General features: G+C 59.2%; 16 protein-coding genes. 11 read left to right on the top strand and 5 right to left on the bottom strand.

Annotation, left to right across the window (positions count from 1 at the left end):
* Positions 1–159: 159 nt before the first annotated feature.
* Together FJ320_05495 and gyrA are read left to right on the top strand one after the other, a co-directional pair.
* On the top strand, positions 160–702 hold the full coding sequence (locus FJ320_05495) for a hypothetical protein (protein MBM3925430.1): 543 nt from the start codon (positions 160–162) through the stop codon (positions 700–702).
* Between the two features lie 104 nt (positions 703–806).
* Positions 807–3,275 (top strand): DNA gyrase subunit A, encoded by a 2,469-nt coding sequence (gene gyrA, locus FJ320_05490; protein MBM3925429.1) that lies wholly within the window; start codon positions 807–809, stop codon positions 3,273–3,275.
* Positions 3,276–3,283: 8 nt separating this feature from the next.
* On the opposite strand, the gene FJ320_05485 is transcribed toward gyrA, so the two are convergent.
* Positions 3,284–3,769 carry a flavin reductase family protein gene (locus FJ320_05485; GenBank protein MBM3925428.1) on the bottom strand — a complete coding sequence of 162 codons (486 nt, stop codon included), beginning with the start codon at positions 3,767–3,769 and terminating at the stop codon, positions 3,284–3,286.
* Between the two features lie 101 nt (positions 3,770–3,870).
* On the opposite strand from FJ320_05485, the gene queA reads away from it, so the two are divergent.
* Genes queA through FJ320_05470 form a run of 3 tightly spaced genes read left to right on the top strand, consistent with a single transcriptional unit; the run spans position 3,871 to position 5,652 of the window.
* Complete coding sequence (queA, locus tag FJ320_05480) at positions 3,871–4,899, top strand: tRNA preQ1(34) S-adenosylmethionine ribosyltransferase-isomerase QueA (protein ID MBM3925427.1); 1,029 nt, start codon at positions 3,871–3,873, stop codon at positions 4,897–4,899.
* 58 nt (positions 4,900–4,957) lie between these two features.
* Positions 4,958–5,236 (top strand): hypothetical protein, encoded by a 279-nt coding sequence (locus FJ320_05475; protein ID MBM3925426.1) that lies wholly within the window; start codon positions 4,958–4,960, stop codon positions 5,234–5,236.
* Positions 5,233–5,652: a type II toxin-antitoxin system VapC family toxin gene (locus tag FJ320_05470; protein ID MBM3925425.1), complete on the top strand. Its 420-nt coding sequence runs from the start codon at positions 5,233–5,235 to the stop codon at positions 5,650–5,652. Before FJ320_05475 ends, FJ320_05470 begins: the two co-directional genes overlap by 4 nt.
* Positions 5,653–5,905: 253 nt before the next feature.
* Here FJ320_05470 and FJ320_05465 read toward each other — a convergent pair whose 3' ends face one another.
* The 4 genes from FJ320_05465 to FJ320_05450 form a co-directional block, all read right to left on the bottom strand.
* Positions 5,906–6,265 (bottom strand): hypothetical protein, encoded by a 360-nt coding sequence (locus FJ320_05465; protein ID MBM3925424.1) that lies wholly within the window; start codon positions 6,263–6,265, stop codon positions 5,906–5,908.
* A 221-nt stretch (positions 6,266–6,486) separates the two neighbouring features.
* Positions 6,487–7,686 carry a chromate efflux transporter gene (gene chrA / locus FJ320_05460; GenBank protein MBM3925423.1) on the bottom strand — a complete coding sequence of 400 codons (1,200 nt, stop codon included), beginning with the start codon at positions 7,684–7,686 and terminating at the stop codon, positions 6,487–6,489.
* Positions 7,687–7,691: 5 nt separating this feature from the next.
* A complete protein-coding gene (gene folB, locus FJ320_05455; GenBank protein MBM3925422.1) occupies positions 7,692–8,090 on the bottom strand; it encodes a dihydroneopterin aldolase in 399 nt (132 codons plus the stop codon).
* Positions 8,091–8,362: 272 nt separating this feature from the next.
* Entirely contained in the window at positions 8,363–9,241 is an 879-nt protein-coding gene (locus FJ320_05450) for a CoA ester lyase (protein ID MBM3925421.1), read from the bottom strand.
* Positions 9,242–9,564: 323 nt separating this feature from the next.
* On the opposite strand from FJ320_05450, the gene FJ320_05445 reads away from it, so the two are divergent.
* From FJ320_05445 to FJ320_05420, 6 genes are all read left to right on the top strand, one after another.
* Positions 9,565–11,811 carry an MMPL family transporter gene (locus FJ320_05445; GenBank protein MBM3925420.1) on the top strand — a complete coding sequence of 749 codons (2,247 nt, stop codon included), beginning with the start codon at positions 9,565–9,567 and terminating at the stop codon, positions 11,809–11,811.
* 157 nt (positions 11,812–11,968) lie between these two features.
* Positions 11,969–12,400 (top strand): hypothetical protein, encoded by a 432-nt coding sequence (locus tag FJ320_05440; GenBank protein ID MBM3925419.1) that lies wholly within the window; start codon positions 11,969–11,971, stop codon positions 12,398–12,400.
* 274 nt (positions 12,401–12,674) lie between these two features.
* The gene (locus FJ320_05435) at positions 12,675–14,189 is read left to right on the top strand and encodes an amidohydrolase family protein (protein ID MBM3925418.1); all 1,515 of its coding nucleotides are present in this window, start codon (positions 12,675–12,677) and stop codon (positions 14,187–14,189) included.
* Between the two features lie 625 nt (positions 14,190–14,814).
* Entirely contained in the window at positions 14,815–15,642 is an 828-nt protein-coding gene (locus FJ320_05430) for a peptidase (protein MBM3925417.1), read from the top strand.
* A 278-nt stretch (positions 15,643–15,920) separates the two neighbouring features.
* Positions 15,921–16,811 (top strand): hypothetical protein, encoded by an 891-nt coding sequence (locus FJ320_05425; protein ID MBM3925416.1) that lies wholly within the window; start codon positions 15,921–15,923, stop codon positions 16,809–16,811.
* A 127-nt stretch (positions 16,812–16,938) separates the two neighbouring features.
* Positions 16,939–18,126 (top strand): LLM class flavin-dependent oxidoreductase, encoded by a 1,188-nt coding sequence (locus tag FJ320_05420; protein MBM3925415.1) that lies wholly within the window; start codon positions 16,939–16,941, stop codon positions 18,124–18,126.
* The last annotated feature ends 62 nt before the right edge of the window (positions 18,127–18,188 follow it).

Genomic DNA, 18,188 nt, shown 5'->3' with positions numbered 1-18,188 from the left:
TCCAATTTCAGGTATAATTAAGGCAAGTTGATTATTGTTAGCCTCACTCCGAAATCCGATAGAGAAGCCTCCTCAGATTTTGGAGTTCTCGCGAAGTATAATGTGAAGCCGGTCAGGTCCAATGAGCTTCACTTAGGGCAAGGCCCCGGCCTGGATGGGATGAGTGGCTTGTACGTGACCGGAGACGCTGCTTCTATCTCGCCGGTCACGAAGAATGTGTGGCTGGAAGAAGACGTGTCACTCCTTCGACGGGCATTGGAGAGGGATGTGCCGATTTTAGCTACGGGAATGGGACTGGGTCTTCTCAACCAGGCCTTTGGGGGAAAGCCATCGATTCCCGTGAAGGGACATGCGGCGAATGATGGGAACAATGGCGCTGCCGCAACACATACTATCTATCTATCGCCGGGGAGCAAGTCGGCGGCGATTCTGGGTGTGGGAGGGTTTTTCAAGATTACCAGCCGCCATACGGAGGGCTTGAAGGAGCCTCAGAGGTCGCCGAGGCTTATGGCGTCGGCGTACGCGGTGGAGGATGGGGTGATAGAGGGGCTGGAGAGCGTAGAGCATAGCTGGGTTATCGGCTTCCAGGCGACCATTGAGCGGGAGGGGGAGGCGCCCAGGGTGTTCGGCAACGTGATGCAGGCCTTTGTGGAGCGGGCCAGGTTGTTCGCGACGGAACGGGTGTCCGAGGGACGGTTTTAACGCCGATATGTGGCAAATTGGTGGAAATGCGCTGGTTTAGGAATTGAAGGCGCAGGTTACCATAAGACAGAATTAGAAGATAAGAAAGAGAGTTGGAGTGAATAATGGTCACAGCCTCTGACAGGCCCCTGCCTCAGACCGTCCGCATAGACGACGAGATGAGGTCGTCTTATCTGAGCTATGCCATGAGCGTCATTGTGGCGCGGGCGCTGCCGGACATTCGGGACGGGCTGAAGCCGGTGCAGCGGCGCATCCTCTACGCCATGAGCGAGCTGAACCTGGGGCCGAACAGCGCGTATAAGAAGTGCGCGCGTATCGTCGGCGAGGTGCTGGGCAAGTACCACCCCCACGGCGACGCGCCGGTGTACGATGCGCTGGTGCGTATGGCCCAGGACTTCTCGCTTCGCTACCCGCTGGTGGACGGCCAGGGGAACTTTGGGAGCATTGACGACGACCCGCCGGCGGCCATGCGGTACACCGAGGCGCGGCTGACCCGGGTGGCGATGGAGATGCTGGCGGACATAGACCTGGACACCGTCGACTTCACCGCCAACTTTGACGACTCGCTCAAGGAGCCCACAGTCCTGCCCGCGCGGCTGCCTAATCTGCTGGTGAACGGCGCGTCAGGTATCGCGGTGGGAATGGCGACGAGCATCCCGCCGCACAACCTGGGCGAGATATGCGACGCCGTAGTCCACCTTATCGACCAGCCTGACACCTATGTAGAAGACCTGCTTCAGTACGTGAAGGGGCCGGACTTCCCCACGGGGGCCATTGCGCTGGTGGGCAAGGGCAACGAGTTCGGGCGGCAACTGTACTCGACGGGCCGTGGCCGGGTGGTGATGCAGGCCAAGACGGACATCGAGGAGATTCGAGGCGGGCGAAGCCAGATAGTCGTCACGGAGATACCGTACCAGGTCAACAAGGCCAGCCTGGTGGCGCGGATAGCGCAGCTGGTGCGCGATAAGAAGATAGATGGCATATCGGACATACGGGACGAGTCGGACCGGCAGGGGCTGCGGATAGTTATAGAGCTGAAGCGGGACGCCCACGACCAGATTGTGTTGAACAACCTGTTCAAGCACACGGCGCTGCAATCGGCGTTCAACGTGACTATGCTGGCGCTGGTGGACGGGCAGCCGCAGATTTTGAATCTGAAGGACGCGCTGCAGCAGTTTATACAGCACAGGCAGCGGGTGGTGACCCGCCGTTCCGAGTTCTTGCTGAAGAAGGCCAAGGACCGCGCCCATATTTTGGAGGGCTTGCGAAAGGCGCTGGAGAACCTGGACCTGGTCATCAAGCTGATCCGCGAGGCCAAGGACGTGCAGGCGGCCAAGGATGCGCTGATGCAGCGCCTGACTCTCACGGACATACAGGCGCAGGCAATCCTTGACATGCAGCTCCGCAGGCTGGCGGCGCTGGAGCGGCAGAAGCTGGAGGAGGAGTACCAGGAAGTCCTCAAGACCATTGCGGAGCTGGAGGCGATACTGGCCAGCCCGGCTAAGGTGCTGGAGGTCATCAGGGGCGAGACGTTGAAGCTGAAGGATGACTTCAAGAGTCCTCGGATGACGAAAATCCTAAAGGGCGAGCCTGGTGAGAAGACCTTTGAGGAGCTTTACAAGCCGGAGGACGTGGTGCTGGCGGTGAGCCGGCGCGGGTATGTGAAGGTTATGCCTCTTAGCACCTACCGGGCGCAGCATCGCGGAGGACGGGGTGTGCGGGGCATGTCCACGCGCGAGGATGACATCGTACAGCACATCGTCGCCACCAACACTTACCACTACCTGCTGTTCTTCACCAACCGAGGGCGGGTCTATCGCCTGCGGTGCGCCGAGATACACGCCGACACGTCGAGGAACACCCGCGGGTCCCACGTTAAGAACCTCATCGGGGCCATCGCGGACGACGAGCGGATCAGCGCCATCATATCGCTGCCCGAGGTGGAGACGGAAGGGAAGTGTGTTGTCGCGACGCGGATTGGGGAGGTAAAGGCTGTACGGTTTGAGAATATGGCTAACATTCGCAGCAACGGCCTGATCTTCATGGACCTGGAGCCGGGGGATGAAGTGGTGTCGGTGAGGAAGGTAGAACAGGACGAGGATGTGCATATCATCACGGCCAAGGGCCAGTCCATTCGCTTCCCTGGGGAGAAGGTGCCGGTGCGGAGCAGGGCGGCGGGCGGAGTGAGGGGCATACGGCGCGGGAGCGACGACTACGTGGTAGGGATGGAGACGGTGAAGCCCAACGAACGGCTGCTGGTGGTCAGCGCCAACGGCTACGGCAAGCTGGTGGCCCTGGACCGCTTCCGCCAGCAGGGCCGGGGCGGCAAGGGTGTGCGGGTCTTCAAGGTCACGGATAAGACCGGCCCAGTGGCCGCCGCGCGGGTGGTGGCGGAGGGAGTGGAGGATGAGGTGATGCTGTCGTCCGCCCAGTCCCAGGTTATCCGCACGAGCCTGGCGAGCATATCGCAACAGGGCCGCAACGCCAGCGGGGTTAGGGTGTGGAAGGCGGAGGATGGGGACAAGGTGGTGGCGATAACGTGCTTCCAGAACGGGAAGGAGAAGGGCGAGTAGGGCCAGACCTACTGCGGGTTTAGCTGGGTAAACTTGCTTTCGTAGAAGAGCAGGGGCTTGTCGGAGTTGCCGAGGACTACTTCCTCGACCTGGCCGATGTAGATGGAGTGGTCGCCGTGGACATGGGTGTCGATGACGCGGCACCCGAAGAAGGCCAGGGCGCCTTCGATGATAGGCAGCTTGCTCTGGCCGAGGGCGTACTTGTAAGGCTCGGGACCAACGCGGTCGGCGGGTTTCCTGGCGAAGTACCTGCCTACGTCCTGCTGTTTTTCGCTCAAGACGTTGACGCCCATGGCTTTGGTAGCTTCGATATAGCCGTGGGTGCTGGTGCGGAAGTCCACGCATACCAGGACAAGGGGAGGGTCCAGGCAGACGGACGTGAAGGAGTTGGCGGTCATGCCGTGGATTTTGCCCTGGCCGCTAAGGGTGGTGACCACGGTAACGCCGGTGGCGAAACGGGCCATGCTCTGTCGAAACGTGTCTTTTGTAACCAAACTTCAAGCCTCGTGAGTAGCTGGGCTAATTATAACATTCGAAATGCCGCCCTCAACACGCGACTTTAGCCCATTGCTTATACTTAGTGGTCAGGCGTTCTATGAAGACCAGTGATTTTGATTACCACCTGCCTCCTGATCTTATAGCCCAGCATCCCGTGGAACCCCGTGACTCTTCACGACTCCTGGTATTGCATCGAGAGACTGGTGATATTGAGCACGCCCGGTTTCACGAGATTGGTCGGTGGCTGCGGGTCGGCGATCTGCTGGTGCTGAATGACAGCCGAGTGATACCCGCGCGTATTCGCGCCAAGCGGGTCGGAAGCGGCGGCGGTGCCGAGTTTCTACTGCTGGAGAGGCTGTCGCCGGGGGTGTGGAAGGCCATTGGGCAGCCGGGACGCCGGTTACAGCCGGGCGCGCGGTTTGTGGTAGAGGGGGCGGACGTGGAGGTGGAGGTGCGGGAGCGGAGCGAGGACGGACTGCGGGTGGTGCGGCTTTCGATGGAGGAGGGGATGGAGAAGTGGGGGCAGGTCCCGCTGCCGCCGTACATCCACGCGCCGCTGGAAAATCGAGAGCGGTACCAGACGGTATACGCTCGTGAGTCGGGGAGCGCCGCCGCGCCAACGGCGGGGCTTCATTTTACGAATCGGTTATTGGGGGAACTGAAGGGCCAGGGGGTAAGGGTGGCCTACGTGACGCTGCACGTTGGGCTGGACACCTTCAGGCCGGTGGAGGTGGAGGACCCTCGACAGCACAAGATACATACGGAGTTCTTTCAGATAACCGCAGCCACAGCGGAGGCGGTGAATTCGGCGAGGCGGGAGGGCAGTCGAGTAGTGGCGGTGGGGACTACCAGCGTGCGGAGCCTGGAGCAGGCGGCATTGTGGTCGGAAGAGCGGGGCGAGTCGGGGCTGGCGGCGACGGCGGGTCGGGCGAGGCTGCTGATACTGCCGGGGCATCGGTTCAGGATGGTGGATGTATTTGTGACCAACTTCCATCTGCCTCGCAGCACGCCGCTAATGCTGACGTCGGCGTTGGCGGGGTGGGAGCGGCTGAAGGGGGCGTATGAGGAGGCGATACGGGAGGGTTACAGGTTTTACAGTTTTGGGGACGGGATGGTGGTGGTGTGAGGGTTGGGGTTTGGCAGGTGTACTATAATCACCGTATATACGTTATACGGAGAGCAACATGGCTTTGAAAAAACGGGTGGAAGTGCTATTTGAACCATCTAAATTCTCATATCTCGAAGAGATAGCGCGCCGGCGGAAGACTTCGGTGGGGAAGCTGATCCGGGAGGCGGTGGAGAAGACGTACCTGGAGGCGGACTTGGAGAAAAGGCGGGAGGCGGTGAAGTGGTTGGCAAGCCAGAAAATTGACTTTGGCGGGGATTGGGATGTGGTTAAGAAGCAAATCATTGAGGAACGAGTTAGGCAGATTGAGGAGTCGCTGGAGAATTACAATAAATGAAACTCATTGATGCCAATATGGTGATCTACGCGGTAGGCCTAGATCATCCCTTAAGAGAGCCAAGCCTAAAGATAATCGAGCATTCGCTAGAAAATACGGACGGTTACGCAATAGATGCAGAGACAATACAGGAAATCTTATATGTATTTGACTACCGCCATCAGAAGAAATTTGGAATTGAGATAGCTGAAAAGCTTCTTGGAATGTTTGGGTCTGTAGTACCTGTTACCACAAGCGAGGTATCGTTAGCGATACACCTTTTTGAGAGATATCCTCGTCTACAATCTCGAGATGCCATTCATGCCGCAGTGGCGATTGTTAATGGCATGGACGGCATCATTAGCGCGGACAAGGCTTTTGATGGCATCGAAGGATTAAGGCGTTTCAACCCACTGGAAGTGGCGTCGTCGTTGTAGATTTCTGAGCTAGCAGATCCTGCGTTTGCAGGATATTACTATTCTAATGAGATCACAAACGTAGAGTCTAAACATGGAAGATACATTGCGTGACAGGAAAAAGCGGATTGAAGCTGCAAATCGGATATAAATGCAAACATTGACCTAGGTGGTGATTGGGAAGAGCTGAAACAGGAGATGCTAGAGGAGCAGGCCACGGAGATAGAGGAGTCTATGTACGGCTCAGACTCTCAAGGAAAAGATCAGGGTCGGGCTACTTAGGCAGCTCCAACATCTGCAACACGTTGCCGTCTGGGTCCTTAAACGTGGCGACCCAGCCGCCCCAGTCCTCACGCTCCGGCACTCGAATGAACTCTACACCGGCGGCTTTTAGGCGCTCGTATTCCGAGTGGATATCTTTGACGCCGAAGTGGACCATGGTGCGGTAGGGGTCTTTGGAAGGGCCGTGGACTCGACTGTGAAGACCGAGGTTGAGGCGCATGTCGCCCCATCTGAAGACGACGAAGTCACCGTGGTCGGAGTGGAGGGGGAGACGGAGGGTGTCTTTATAGAAGGCCTTGAGGCGGTGGAGGTTATCGGTCCAGAGGGTTATGCCGATGATGCCGTAGATCATGGGTTTCTCCTAATTGGTTTCAAGCAAAAGTCGTTCTCTATTAGCCTGTCGATTCCACAGACCAACGAGCCATCCCCTTTATCCCCTTCCTTTTCTGGAAGGGGAAGAAATTGCTGGGGGGCACCCCCAGTTCCCCCGCCAAAGAGGACTTCGCCCTCTCTGGACTCTCCTGAGAAGGGAGAACGCCATAGGTATGCTATTGGCTTTGGAGTCCACTATGCTTAGTTAAACCCTTGAGTTACGCCTTTGTAAGCCAGGCCGGCGAGGCCGCCGCCGAGGACTATCCAGGCTGAGTTGACTTTGAGCCGGAAGACGGCGAGGAGGCTGGCGAGGCCGAGAAGGATGGTAAACCAGTCGATGACGGAGGCGCGGCCTAGTTGCCAGGTGACGCCGGCCATGATGGCTAGCGAGGTGGCGTTGATGCCGTCTAGGAGGAGGCCGGCGGTGGGGGAGCGCCGGACGATGGGGAGGATTCGGCTGAGGAAGAAGACGAAGACGAAGGCCGGCAGGAAGATTGCGACGGTGGCCACCAGGGCGGCGGGCCAGCCACCGACGAGGTATCCGACAAAAGTAGCGGTGGTGAAGACGGGGCCGGGGGTGAACTGGCCGACGGCGATGGCGTCGAGGAGTTGCTGCTCGGTGAGCCAGCCTAACCGGTCGACGAAATCGCCGTGGAGGAAGGCGAGGAGGACATAGCCGCTGCCGTAGAGGACGGCGCCGATTTTGAGGAAGGTGAGGAAAAGGGTGGTCATGCTGAAGCCGGGGACGGTGGCGGCGCCGAAGGCGGGGGGCACGGAGGCGATGAGGGGGAGCAGGGCAATTCCGTTGGTGCGCTCTTTCCAGACTTTGAAACCTTGTTTTATCAACAGATACAGGGCCGCTCCCGCGAAGAGCAGCAGCAGTTCGTTAATGCCGATGAGGTAGAGGGCGATGACGGCGGCGACGATGACGGCGAGGACAGGCCCTTTAATCGCCCGCCGGCCGAGGGCTAGCAACGCTTGGAGAATTACAGCGATGATTACAGGCTTAATGCCGTAGAGGAGCCAGTCGGCCTTGACGGTCTCGCCGTACTCGACGTAGAGGATGGCGATGGCGAGGACGATGAGCATGGCTGGGATGATGAAGCAGGCGCCGCCGACGATGAGGCCCCGCCATCCAGCGCGCCGGTGACCAAGATGGATAGCCATTTCGGTGGAGTTGGGGCCGGGGATGACGTTGGTGGCGCCGACCATGTCCAGGAACTCCTGGTCGTTGAGCCAGCGGCGCCGTTGGACCACCTCGTCGCGCATCATAGCGATGTGGGCGGCGGGGCCGCCGAAACCGATGAGGCCGAGCTTTAGGAAGAGGCGAAAGACCTCTGCTATGGGACTGCTTTTGGGTTTTGCATCAGGGGAGTCGCCCGTTGAATCGATCGAAGCCATGCCTACTAGCGGCGAGGCTCGCGGGATGAGCGGGCTCGATAGACCTCGACGCCGGCGGAGGCGAGGATGGCGCCTTTAATGGGGGGCTTGGTCTTTTTGATGCGCACCCGGACGGCGGCGACGGGGTGGAGTTCCAGCACCGCCTGGGCTATGGCTTCGGCGAGGGACTCGAGGAGATTGCGTGGCGGGCCTTCCAGGACTTCGCGGACCATGTGGTAGAGGTTGGTGTAGTTGACGGTGTCCTTGATGTCATCGGAGTCACCGGCGCGGCGGAGGTCCATTTCGGCCTCGAGGTCGACAACAAAGGGCTGGCCGAGGGTGCGCTCCTCCTGGTTGCGGCCGTGGTAGGCGTAGAATTGCATGCCTTCCAGGAGGATATGGTCGGGCTGTTTGGAGAGGGGCATTAGTTCCTCCCTAGGCTATAGACAACAAGCGTAATTCTATGCGGGACACCATCCCCTGGCCCCTTTCCCGACTGCATCGGGACTGAGTACAGCCTGCTGGAAGGGGAAGAGAAATAAGGCTCACCTCATCACCCTCCTTCGACCAGGCTCAGGACGGCGTCTAACTCCCTCTTCTCCTTGGACAATAGGAGAAGAGGGAGAACCAGAAGAATAGCCCCAAGTTCCCCTGGATTCTAGCGCGGAGTATGAAGCTGGGGTCAACATTAAGATGTCTACCGCTTCAGCTTTTCCATTTGTTCAACCAGGGTGAGGAGGTTGCGGGCGCGTTTGACTACGGGCACGTCCACCATCTTGCCATCGAGGGATAGGGAGCCGCGGCCCTGGGCTTCCGACTCCTCCCAGGCTTTGACGACGCGGCGGGCGTAATCGATGTCCTCTTGCTTGGGGGAGAAGACCTGGTTGATGACATCGATCTGGGCGGGATGGATGGAGAACTTGCCCTTGAATCCCATTTTGGCGGCGGTTTCAGATTCTCGGCGGAGGCCCTCGGGGTCGCGGAACTTGACGTAGGGGGAGTCGAGGGCGGGAATGCCGGCGGCGCGGGCGGCCATGGCGACGAAGCCGCGGGCTTGCTGCACCTCCTGGCCCTCGTCGGTGCGGACGATGCCCATGTCGTTGGTGAAGTCCTCGGCGCCGAAGGCCAGGGCGGCAACTCGCGGGGAGGCTTCGGCGATGGCAAGGGCGTTGAGGACGGCGCGGGCGCTTTCCACCCAAGGGATGATTTTGACCTTGCCAGCCTCCATGCCGGCGCGGCGTTCCAGGGCCTCCAGCATTCGGCCGCACTCCTGGACGTGCCAGGGCGAAGTGACTTTTCCGAGGCTTATGCCCCAGAGGTAAGGGCCGACAACAGCTTGGAGCTCCTCCCAGGTAAGGCCCGTGTCCAGAGAGTTGACTCGAACGATGACTTTTTGGCCTTGAGTCCAGAGGCCAGGGACGGTGGATTTCACGAGGTCGCGGGCGGCGGTTTTTTCGGCTGGGGGGACCGAGTCTTCGAGGTCGGCGATGAGGGCGTCTGCGGCAAAGGCGCGCCCTTTTTCGAGCATGTCGCGGCGGTTGCCGGGGATGAACTGGAGGCTGCGGAGAAGTTCCACTATTCGGCTCCTGATGAGGCTGGTGGAAGTATAGCATTAGGGTGTGGGGGCAGGAAGAACGGTGGCTATGGGGCCTCATCATTCCCATCCCGAACCACTCCTCCTCAAGACGTGTGATCCACATCACATTCCTGTTCTCAGTCGAGATACCTTCATCCCCTTTGTCCCCTTCTTTCCCTCGGGGGATACTCGGGACGGCGCCTCACGCTGGAAGAAGGGGAAAGAAAAAAGAAATACCACAACCCCCTCCTTCGACCAGGCTCAGGACGGCGTCTAACTCCCCCTTCGCCTTCCAGGCCGAAGGGGGAGAACCAGAAGGAGCAATGAAGAGTGGCCTGGCTACTAATACAACAGTGGTGCGACCGAACAAACTTAGATTACAAATTTCGACGAGAGTGATGGGAGGGGGTATCATAGGCAGGACGTTTATGTTTCTACGACTGGGGCGATTCACAGTACGCTATCGATGGGCGATTATCGCCGCGTGGGTGGCGGCTTTCGTGGTGTCGCTGCCGCTGCTGGCGCGGGTGACGGAGCCGCTAAAGAGCGGCTTTGGCGAGGTGGACACGGAGTCGCGCCGGGCGCTGCAGATCATAGCGGACCGCTTCGACTCTACCGAGGCGGGCTTTACGGTGGTGTTCCAGAGCGACAGCCTTCCGGCGACGGATGCGCGGTACAGAGAAGAGGTAGAGAAGGCGCTGTCGCCGCTGCGGGACAGACGCGAAGTTGAGGACGTGCTCACCTACTACGACGGCGGCACGCCTTCCATGGTATCGGCAGACGGGCGGACGACCTACGCGCTGGTGCGGCTGGAGCTGGATATTGACGAGGCCATAGACCGCATCTCCGGGCTTAAAGATTCGCTGGGTGAAACTGAGCTTAAGGTCTGGACCACGGGCGGCATACCCATCTTTTCCGAAATAAACGACACGTCGGAGGAGGACCTGCGGCGGGGGGAGATGCTGGCGGTGCCGCTGGTGCTGGTGGCGCTGGTGTTTGTGTTTCGAGGGGTAGTGGCGGCGGTGATACCGGTGGTGGTGGGCGCGGTGGGAGTATCGGCGGCGCTGGCGCTGCTGTATTTCGTGGCCCAGGGCTTCGACATGTCCATTTTCGCGCTGAACATTGCGTCGTTCCTGGGGCTGGGACTGGCGGTGGACTACTCGCTGCTGACGGTGAGTCGTTTTCGAGAGGAGCTGGCGAGTCGTTCCAAGGATGAGGCGGTAGAAGTGGCAGTGGCGACATCGGGAAAGACGATAGTGTTCTCGGCGGTGACGTCGATACTGGGGCTGGCGTCGCTGCTGCTGTTCGACTTCATGATGCTGCGGTCGCTGGGGGTGGGCGGGATGCTGGTAATCGCCGTGTCCATGCTGGCGGCGCTGACGCTGCTGCCGTCGATACTGGCAGTGGTGGGAACGAGGGTCAACGCGCTGCCGGTGCTGGCGTCGAGGAAGCAGGGGCGGAGCTACTGGCGGACGCTGGCGCTGGGGGTGATGCGCCGGCCCTTGCTGGTGGCGATACCGCTGCTGGCGCTGCTGGTGGCGCTGGGGATACCGTTCCTGGGGGTCAAGCTGGGGTCGCCGTGGGCGTCGGTGCTGCCGGAGGAGTCGCCGTCGAGGCAGGGGTGGGAGGTGGTGGAGGAGGAGCTAGGGTCGGGGGAGCTGTCGCCGGTGATCATCGTAGCGCAGTTTTCGGGGGATGCGGTGGGGCCGGAGCTGCTGGGCCGGATGCAAGAGCTGGTGGAGAGGCTGGAGCGGGACCCCAGGGTGGCGAGGGTGGAGAGCCCGCTGGACGCCCTGTCGTCGACGGGCGGGACGCCGGACCTGACGCTGCTGCGGCAGTTCGCTCGAAGCGACACAGCCATCGTGCGGGCATACCTTCGACACTCGCCGGTGGAGGAGGAGGCGAAGGACCTGGTCTCGGACATACGGGCCATCGACCCCGGGCCGGGGGCGACGCTGCTGGTAAGCGGGGCGACGGCGGACCTGATGGACTCGATCGACGTGATGTACGCGGACTTTCCCATGGCGGTGGCCTTTGTGCTGGTGACCATCTACGTGGCGCTGCTGGTCTTATTCCGGTCGGTGTTCCTGCCGCTGAAGGCGACGATTATGAACATGATGAGCATCTTCTCCAGCTACGGGGCGCTGGTGTTTATCTTCCAGGAGGGGCATTTGGAGGGGCTGCTGGGGTTCGCGTCGGAGGGGAGCATCGAGGCATCGGTGCCCATCATACTGTTCGCCATACTCTTCGGTGTGAGCATGGACTACGAGATATTCTTGCTGTCGAGGGTGAAGGAGCGGTACGACGCCACGGGGGACAACACGCGGAGCGTGGCGGAGGGACTGGAAGCGACGGGGCCGGTGATAACCAGCGCGGCGCTGGTGCTGGTATTGGTGGCGCTGGCCTTCGCGACGGCGGATGTGATCATCGTGAAGGCGCTGGGAGTGGGGACGGCGATAGCGGTGTTCCTGGACGCGACGGTGGTGCGGGCGTTTCTGGTGCCGGCGCTGATGCGGATAATGGACAGGTGGAACTGGTGGGCGCCGGGGTGGTTGGGGAGGAGACATTAGTCTTAGCACATTGTGAGATTATGCAATCGGTCACCTCAGCTTCAATCCCTATCGCGGCAGTTCAGGCCTTTGGAAGAATTTGAGAATGATATGGTGATGTAGGTTCCTTGGTATAATGCCACTCCAAATCGGTAGTAGTATTTTCAAGGGAGGGGAAATGGCTCTCTCTGAGGACAAAGTAATTGACTTATTGGTGGAGGAATACAGATTTGTCAGGGCGGAAATTAGGATGTATGTCGAGCAATACTCTCCCCGTTTTAGCATATTTGCTGTGTTTGTCCTCTCTGCGCTAGCTTTTGCGTTTGAAAATCCTAAGTACGATGTTATTTACACGATTATTCCTATCTTCGTATTCGTTATCCTATTTTTAACCATTGCGCAAACACATCTCATCATGTCGTTGGCTACACGTGCTAGAAACATAGAGTACGAGATTCAAGCTATGAACAAGGGGAACCCGATACTCAAGTGGGAATCACTATACGTTTTATCTCTGGTTGTTCCTCCAATTATTAAGTTGAAGTTAAAAGGAAAAAATGTTAGATCCCAAATTACCGCTATTAACCCCATTTTGTATCCACGATCCTGATTAGTATCGCTGTTCTTCCGATTCTAGGGTACTCAACTTACAAATCCTTTCTTTTCTTCAGTATGGCTGGTGGCATCTTATATTCGCTAGCGATGTTTTTGCTGACCTTGCTGTGTCTTGTACAAGCCTTCTCCTTTTTTACACTTGGCCTGCTCATAGATCATGCTAAGTTTGAAACTCAAGAGGCACATTAGGGACAATCGCTCTTGCCCCTGCCTTTGGCCCCGTGCTAGCATACGGCCACCAACACATAATCTAGGGCCGGAGGCGGGCCATGACGACGAAAAAGGCTGACGTTTTAATCAAGGGCGGACTGCTGGTGTCGGGGAGCGGGATAACGCGTTCCGACATACTGGTGGAGGACGGGAAGGTCAAGGAGGTGGGGCCGGACCTGTCCAAGCGGCAGGCCAAGAAGGTCATCGATGCGGCGGGGAAGTACGTGCTGCCGGGGGGCATCGACAGCCACGCCCACCCGATATTCGGCGACAAGATTGACACGTATTCGATGTGCGCGGCCTTCGGCGGCGTGACCACAGTGGCGGCGTTCATCGGGTCGGAGACGCACCGGCACGAACACTTCGGCAACAAGTGGGGCGTGCGGAAGTACAACCCGGACATCGTCAAGGGGTTTATCGACTTCGCGGAGCAGGAGTCGTACACCGACTTCACGGCCCACGGGCTCATAACCATGCGCGACAAGGACGACCTGCACAAGGTCATCCCCGACCTGGTGAAGCTGGGGGTCACGTCCTACAAGCTGTTCATGACCTGGAACCCCTTTGTGCTGCCGTCGGAAAAGAACTACTCGAACCTCATGGCGTTGCCCGACGACCAGGTAATGATGGTGATGCACCACGCGGCCCACAACGGCGGCATGGTGATGGTGCACGCCGAGAACGGCACGTGCAAGGCGTACCTGGAGGACAAGTTCAAGCACGAGAAGAAGACGTCGCCGGAGTACTACGAGCCCGCCGCGCCAGCGATTATCGAAGCCGAGGCGGTGAACCGCGCGGCGACCATGGCGATGGTGGCGGGGTCGCCGCTGTACCCGGTGCACCTGAGCGCGCAGGAGACGGTGCCGGTGCTGGACCACTACAAGGATAAGGGGCTGGCGCTGTACGGCGAGACGTGCCCCCACTACCTGACCCTGACCAACGACATGATGCTGAAGCACGGCTACAAGTACAAAGTCGCGCCGCCGCTTCGGGAGAGTGAGGACGTAGCGGCGATGTGGAAGGGTGTCGCCAGCGGCAGCCTGAATACCATAGGCAGCGACTTCACGGGTTACACCAACAATTTGAAAATAACGGGGAGCCTGTCGGGCACGGTGAAGGGCGACGCCAAGGAGCCGGACCCGAAGTCGATAAACATATTCTCGGTGGCGGCAGGGCTGAGCACCCTGGAGTACATGATGCCGGTGGTGTGGACGCATGGCGTGAACACGGGCAAGATAACGCTGCCTCGGTTTGTGCAGTTATTCTGCGAGAACCCGGCGAAGATCTTCGGCATTTGGCCCAAGAAGGGGTCGCTGCAAGTGGGGTCGGACGCGGACGTGGTGATATGGGACCAGACGCGGATGCACACGGCGGGGCCGGAGCACGGCGTCAGCGACCTGAACACCTTCGAGGGAATGAATCTATTGGGGATGCCGGTGATGACGATGGTGCGGGGCCAGGTGGTGATAGAGGATGGGAAGGTGGTGGGGAAGCAGGGGAAGGCCAAGTTTGAGCCTCGGAACCCGGACAAGACCGCCTACGCGCCCCGCGGGCCGAGGGTGGATGGGGTGTAGGGGAGAGTCCGAGCAAGTGGTGCTTGTTAAGCTTAATACACCAAAAGGATACCCATTTCAAAGCCACAGATGAGTGGCACATAACCGGAGGCTAGCCAAGGGGGACAATTATGGATTCTCTGTGGCTTGCGATCTACCGAGTATGCACCCAGTGTCGCGCCTGGGTAAAGTGACGCTGGGATTGGTGTTACTTGCCATAGGTTTGATAGCTACTGTAACGGTTTATGCTGCAGGGGTTCCAGGCGAGACTTACACTGGGTGTTTGGTGTTTTTGGGATTGGGGGGTGTATTACTAGTCAAAGCTGTCTTCAACCCAGATAGTGACGATCTGACTATAGAAAAGATATACGAGGCAATCAACCAACCTGGTAACACTCCTCCGCCAGCTGCTAAACTTTCGCACTGTTTTAACTGTAATTCCATGGTCCTAGAGGACTCCCCCAGATGTAAAAAGTGTGGATTTGACTCGACTGGTAACAAAAAGGATTAATGATGAAGATCTCCTTGTCGGTAATTAAAAAATGAGTAGGAATTTTGTTATGCGAGTGCAGCCAACGTCATGACAGATTCTTCGACTGCGTCCGAGTACGGACTTCGCTCAGAATGACAAAAACAGGAGGATGTTGTGGCTAAATTAATTGTTGGGACGGGGGATACGGCGTGGGAGGTGATACACCCCTTCGGCAGGCTGCCGCGAGGGTGGACGTACGGCAACGTGAGCCACGTGGCCACGGACTCGAAGGACAACGTGTACGTGTTCCAGCGCAAGGACCCGCCGGTGGTGGTGCTGGACAGCGAGGGGAACTTTATCACGGGCTGGGGCACCGGTGTCCTGTACGACGCCCACGGCATCTTTATCACCGCGCAAGACGACATCTATTTAATCGATCGCGACTACCACGAGGTATTGAAGTTCAACAAGGACGGCAAGGTGCAGATGCGGCTGGGGAGACGGGAGCGGCCCGCCTTCCAGGCGCCCTTCAACCATCCGTGCGATATCGCGGTGGCGCCCAACGGCGACCTGTATATCGTCGATGGGTACGGCAACTCGAACGTGCACCGCTTCAGCGGCGACGGGAAGCATATAAAAACGTGGGGCGCGCCCGGGGCCAAGGCAGGGCAGTTCACCACGCCCCACGGTGTGTGGGTGGACGGTCGGGAGCGGGTGTACGTGTGCGACCGCGAGAACAATCGAGTGCAGATTTTCAGCCTCGAAGGCGACTACGTGAGCGAGTGGGGGGATTTTTTCCACCCTATGGATATTTTCATGGACGCGCAGGGGCGGTTTTTTGTCAGCGACCAGATACCTCGGATATCGGTTTTGGATTCCAGCGGGAAGTTGATCAGCCGGGGGAAGACGGCAGCGAACCCGCACGGGATATGGCTGGACCGTCGAGGGAACATGTATACAGGCGGAAACGAGGCCGGGGTGACGAAGTATAAGAAGGTGTGACAAGCCCCGCCGCGCCCCGCGTAATCCGGTCAGATACTCTTAAGGGCAATAGGCGGCCCTTGACTCGTTGGCTTGACGGTAGGATGATTTCTCACAAGGACCAGTAAAAAGGGAAGACTACGGCTAAGCTGATGTCGGTTCTGGCGGTGTTGGTGGCTCTTCTGATCCTGGCAGCTTAGCCTATTTACGGCGCGGGGCCGGACAACGGGGGCGGCCAGGGTAAGGGGAATCTAAAGGACTGGCACGACAAGTCGCTGGGACTATTTGAAATCGATGGTGTGGTTTTTACGGATGCCGACGAGGCGTCGGGAAAGGTGGTAGTGGGTGTGGAGAGCAGAGGGCGATCTGGGAAGGTGCGCGCCAAAGCCAAGGCCTTGGGCATTCCCGACGACTCGATGGAGGTGGTGGAGTCGCCGGCGATGATTAACATGGCGACGCTGCGAGACAATGTGAGGCCCCTGCAGGGCGGCCTACAGATCACTTTTCAGTCCAAAGCCTTTGTCTACGCGTGCACGCTGGGCTTTAACGCAGTGCGTGGAGGGGTGCAGGGCTATGTCACCAACTCGCACTGCACCTCCAAGCAGGGCGCTCTGGATGGCACCAAGCACTACCAGCCGACCATATCGTCCAGCAATCTGGCAGGAACAGAAACGGCGGACCCCAGCTTCTTCACCGGCGGCGTTTGTCCCAGGGGCAAGCAGTGCCGTTACAGCGACACCGCCTTCGCCACCCTGGCCCCGGGCGTAGCCGCCGACATAGGGTATGTTGAACAGACCGATGGAGTAAACAACGGATCGCTGACCATTGCGGGCAGTTTACGCATCGTCGGTGAGGCGGCGGGGAACGCAGCAGTAGGAGACACACTGAACAAGGTGGGCAGGACATCAGGCTGGTCTCAGGGGTCGGTGACGAGGAGCTGCGTACACACCGGTGTGTACGGCACCAAGTTTGTGATGCTGTGCCAGGACTGGGTCCAGGCCACGGTTATCGGCGGAGACAGCGGGTCGCCGGTGTTTAAGATAGTCGATGGGAACGATGTGGAACTGGCGGGGATATTGTGGGGAGGCATCAGCGACAACACGACTTTTGTTTTCAGCCCCATGGTCAACGTGCAGAGGACGGGTGAGATGGGAGCGCTAAGCAACTGCGCCGCAGGCTACAGCTGCTAGACAAGAACTTACAAAGCGTCTTTGAAGCCGTCCGCCTTAGGCGGACGGCTTCTTTTTTAAGATGATTTTCCAACTGAGCGAGACTTGATGTAGAGTAGGGGAAACGGCGGCAGCTCTGGAGGTTGGGATGATCCAGTATTTCGACACGCTTTTTGCGGGGTACGTGGACCTGGAGGACGTGGGGTACGGCGGCACGCCGGTGAACGACAGGTCGTACTCGGACGAGTACCTGGCCACGGCCTTCGACAAGGCGGAGGCCATCGCCAGGCTGATGGACCGCACGGGCTACGACACGCTGTGGCTGGCGGAACACCATTTCCAGCCCGAGGGCTACGAGTGCATACCTAACATAATGATTCTGGCGGTCCACCTGGCGCACCTGACCAGGCGGCTGAACTTTGGCTGCGGCTTCAACATCACGCCCATGTGGCACCCGCTGAGGCTGGCCGAGGACTACGCCATGGCGGACATATTGACCAAGGGTAGGCTGAGGTTTGGCGTCGGGCGGGGGTGCCACACGCGGGAGGTGGAGACCTTCGGCGCGCCGCTGCTGGACCAGCAGGCGAATCGAGAGCTTTTCGAGGAGCAGGTGGACGTGGTACACAAGGCGATAAAGGAGAGACCGTTTTCACACCACGGGAAGTATTACAACCTGCCGCCGGCGGTGCCATATCGCGATTACACGCTCAAAGAACTGACGCTGGTGCCGAGGCCGCTGTACCGGCCTTTTGAGTGCTGGCAGCCCATCCAGAGCGCGACACCTCGAGGCCTCGATTTCATGGTCAAGCACGGCATCAAGGGGGTCATCGGCGGGGGCGTGGCGGAGGGCGGCGCGCTGCGCAGGGTTGTGGAGGCGTGGCGGGACGCGCAGGGGCGGGCGGGGCATGACGTGAAGCTGGGGGAGAATCTGAGCATCGGCTTCCACTTCTACATCGCGGACAGCCAGAAGACGGCGATAAAAGAAGCGTCGGCATATTATGAGGAGAACCTGAAGGTCTTCGGGCCGCTGCGGCTGGTGAGGTCTATGACGGAGCAGCAGATCGCGGACATGGCGGACCCGAAGAAGGCGCCATACGCGGGCCTGCCGACGATGGAGGACGCGGTGAAGGCGGGGGCGGTGCTGTGCGGGCCGCCGGAGTCGATTATCGAGAAGCTGAAGGGGATCGAGGAGGCGTACCCGGGGCTGGATAGGGTGAGCATGGGGCTGCCGGTGAGCTCGCCGCAGAAGATGTGGATGGAGCAGTTGGAGCGGCTGGCGAAGGAAGTGATGCCGGCGTTCGCTAAGAAGGCGCAGGCAGCGACGGGGGAGGGATAGAAGCGGACACAAAATTGAGGTCACTATACGTAGTGACCTCAATTGCTAAACGCAGGGACCGA

This window comes from SAR202 cluster bacterium (assembly GCA_016872285.1).
GTDB lineage: Bacteria > Chloroflexota > Dehalococcoidia > Lucifugimonadales.
This window is presented reverse-complemented; position numbering and strand designations above follow the sequence as displayed.

What these genes read in the sequence shown, in the direction of transcription:
- FJ320_05445 (MBM3925420.1), top strand. Translation starts at nt 9,565, where the DNA reads ATGAAGAGTGGCCTGGCTACTAATACAACAGTGGTGCGACCGAACAAA.
- FJ320_05420 (MBM3925415.1), top strand. Translation starts at nt 16,939, where the DNA reads ATGATCCAGTATTTCGACACGCTTTTTGCGGGGTACGTGGACCTGGAG.
- chrA (MBM3925423.1), bottom strand. Translation starts at nt 7,686, where the DNA reads ATGGCTTCGATCGATTCAACGGGCGACTCCCCTGATGCAAAACCCAAA.
- queA (MBM3925427.1), top strand. Translation starts at nt 3,871, where the DNA reads ATGAAGACCAGTGATTTTGATTACCACCTGCCTCCTGATCTTATAGCC.
- FJ320_05470 (MBM3925425.1), top strand. Translation starts at nt 5,233, where the DNA reads ATGAAACTCATTGATGCCAATATGGTGATCTACGCGGTAGGCCTAGAT.
- FJ320_05435 (MBM3925418.1), top strand. Translation starts at nt 12,675, where the DNA reads ATGACGACGAAAAAGGCTGACGTTTTAATCAAGGGCGGACTGCTGGTG.
- gyrA (MBM3925429.1), top strand. Translation starts at nt 807, where the DNA reads ATGGTCACAGCCTCTGACAGGCCCCTGCCTCAGACCGTCCGCATAGAC.
- FJ320_05475 (MBM3925426.1), top strand. Translation starts at nt 4,958, where the DNA reads ATGGCTTTGAAAAAACGGGTGGAAGTGCTATTTGAACCATCTAAATTC.
- folB (MBM3925422.1), bottom strand. Translation starts at nt 8,090, where the DNA reads ATGCCCCTCTCCAAACAGCCCGACCATATCCTCCTGGAAGGCATGCAA.
- FJ320_05440 (MBM3925419.1), top strand. Translation starts at nt 11,969, where the DNA reads ATGGCTCTCTCTGAGGACAAAGTAATTGACTTATTGGTGGAGGAATAC.
- FJ320_05465 (MBM3925424.1), bottom strand. Translation starts at nt 6,265, where the DNA reads ATGATCTACGGCATCATCGGCATAACCCTCTGGACCGATAACCTCCAC.
- FJ320_05495 (MBM3925430.1), top strand. Translation starts at nt 160, where the DNA reads ATGAGTGGCTTGTACGTGACCGGAGACGCTGCTTCTATCTCGCCGGTC.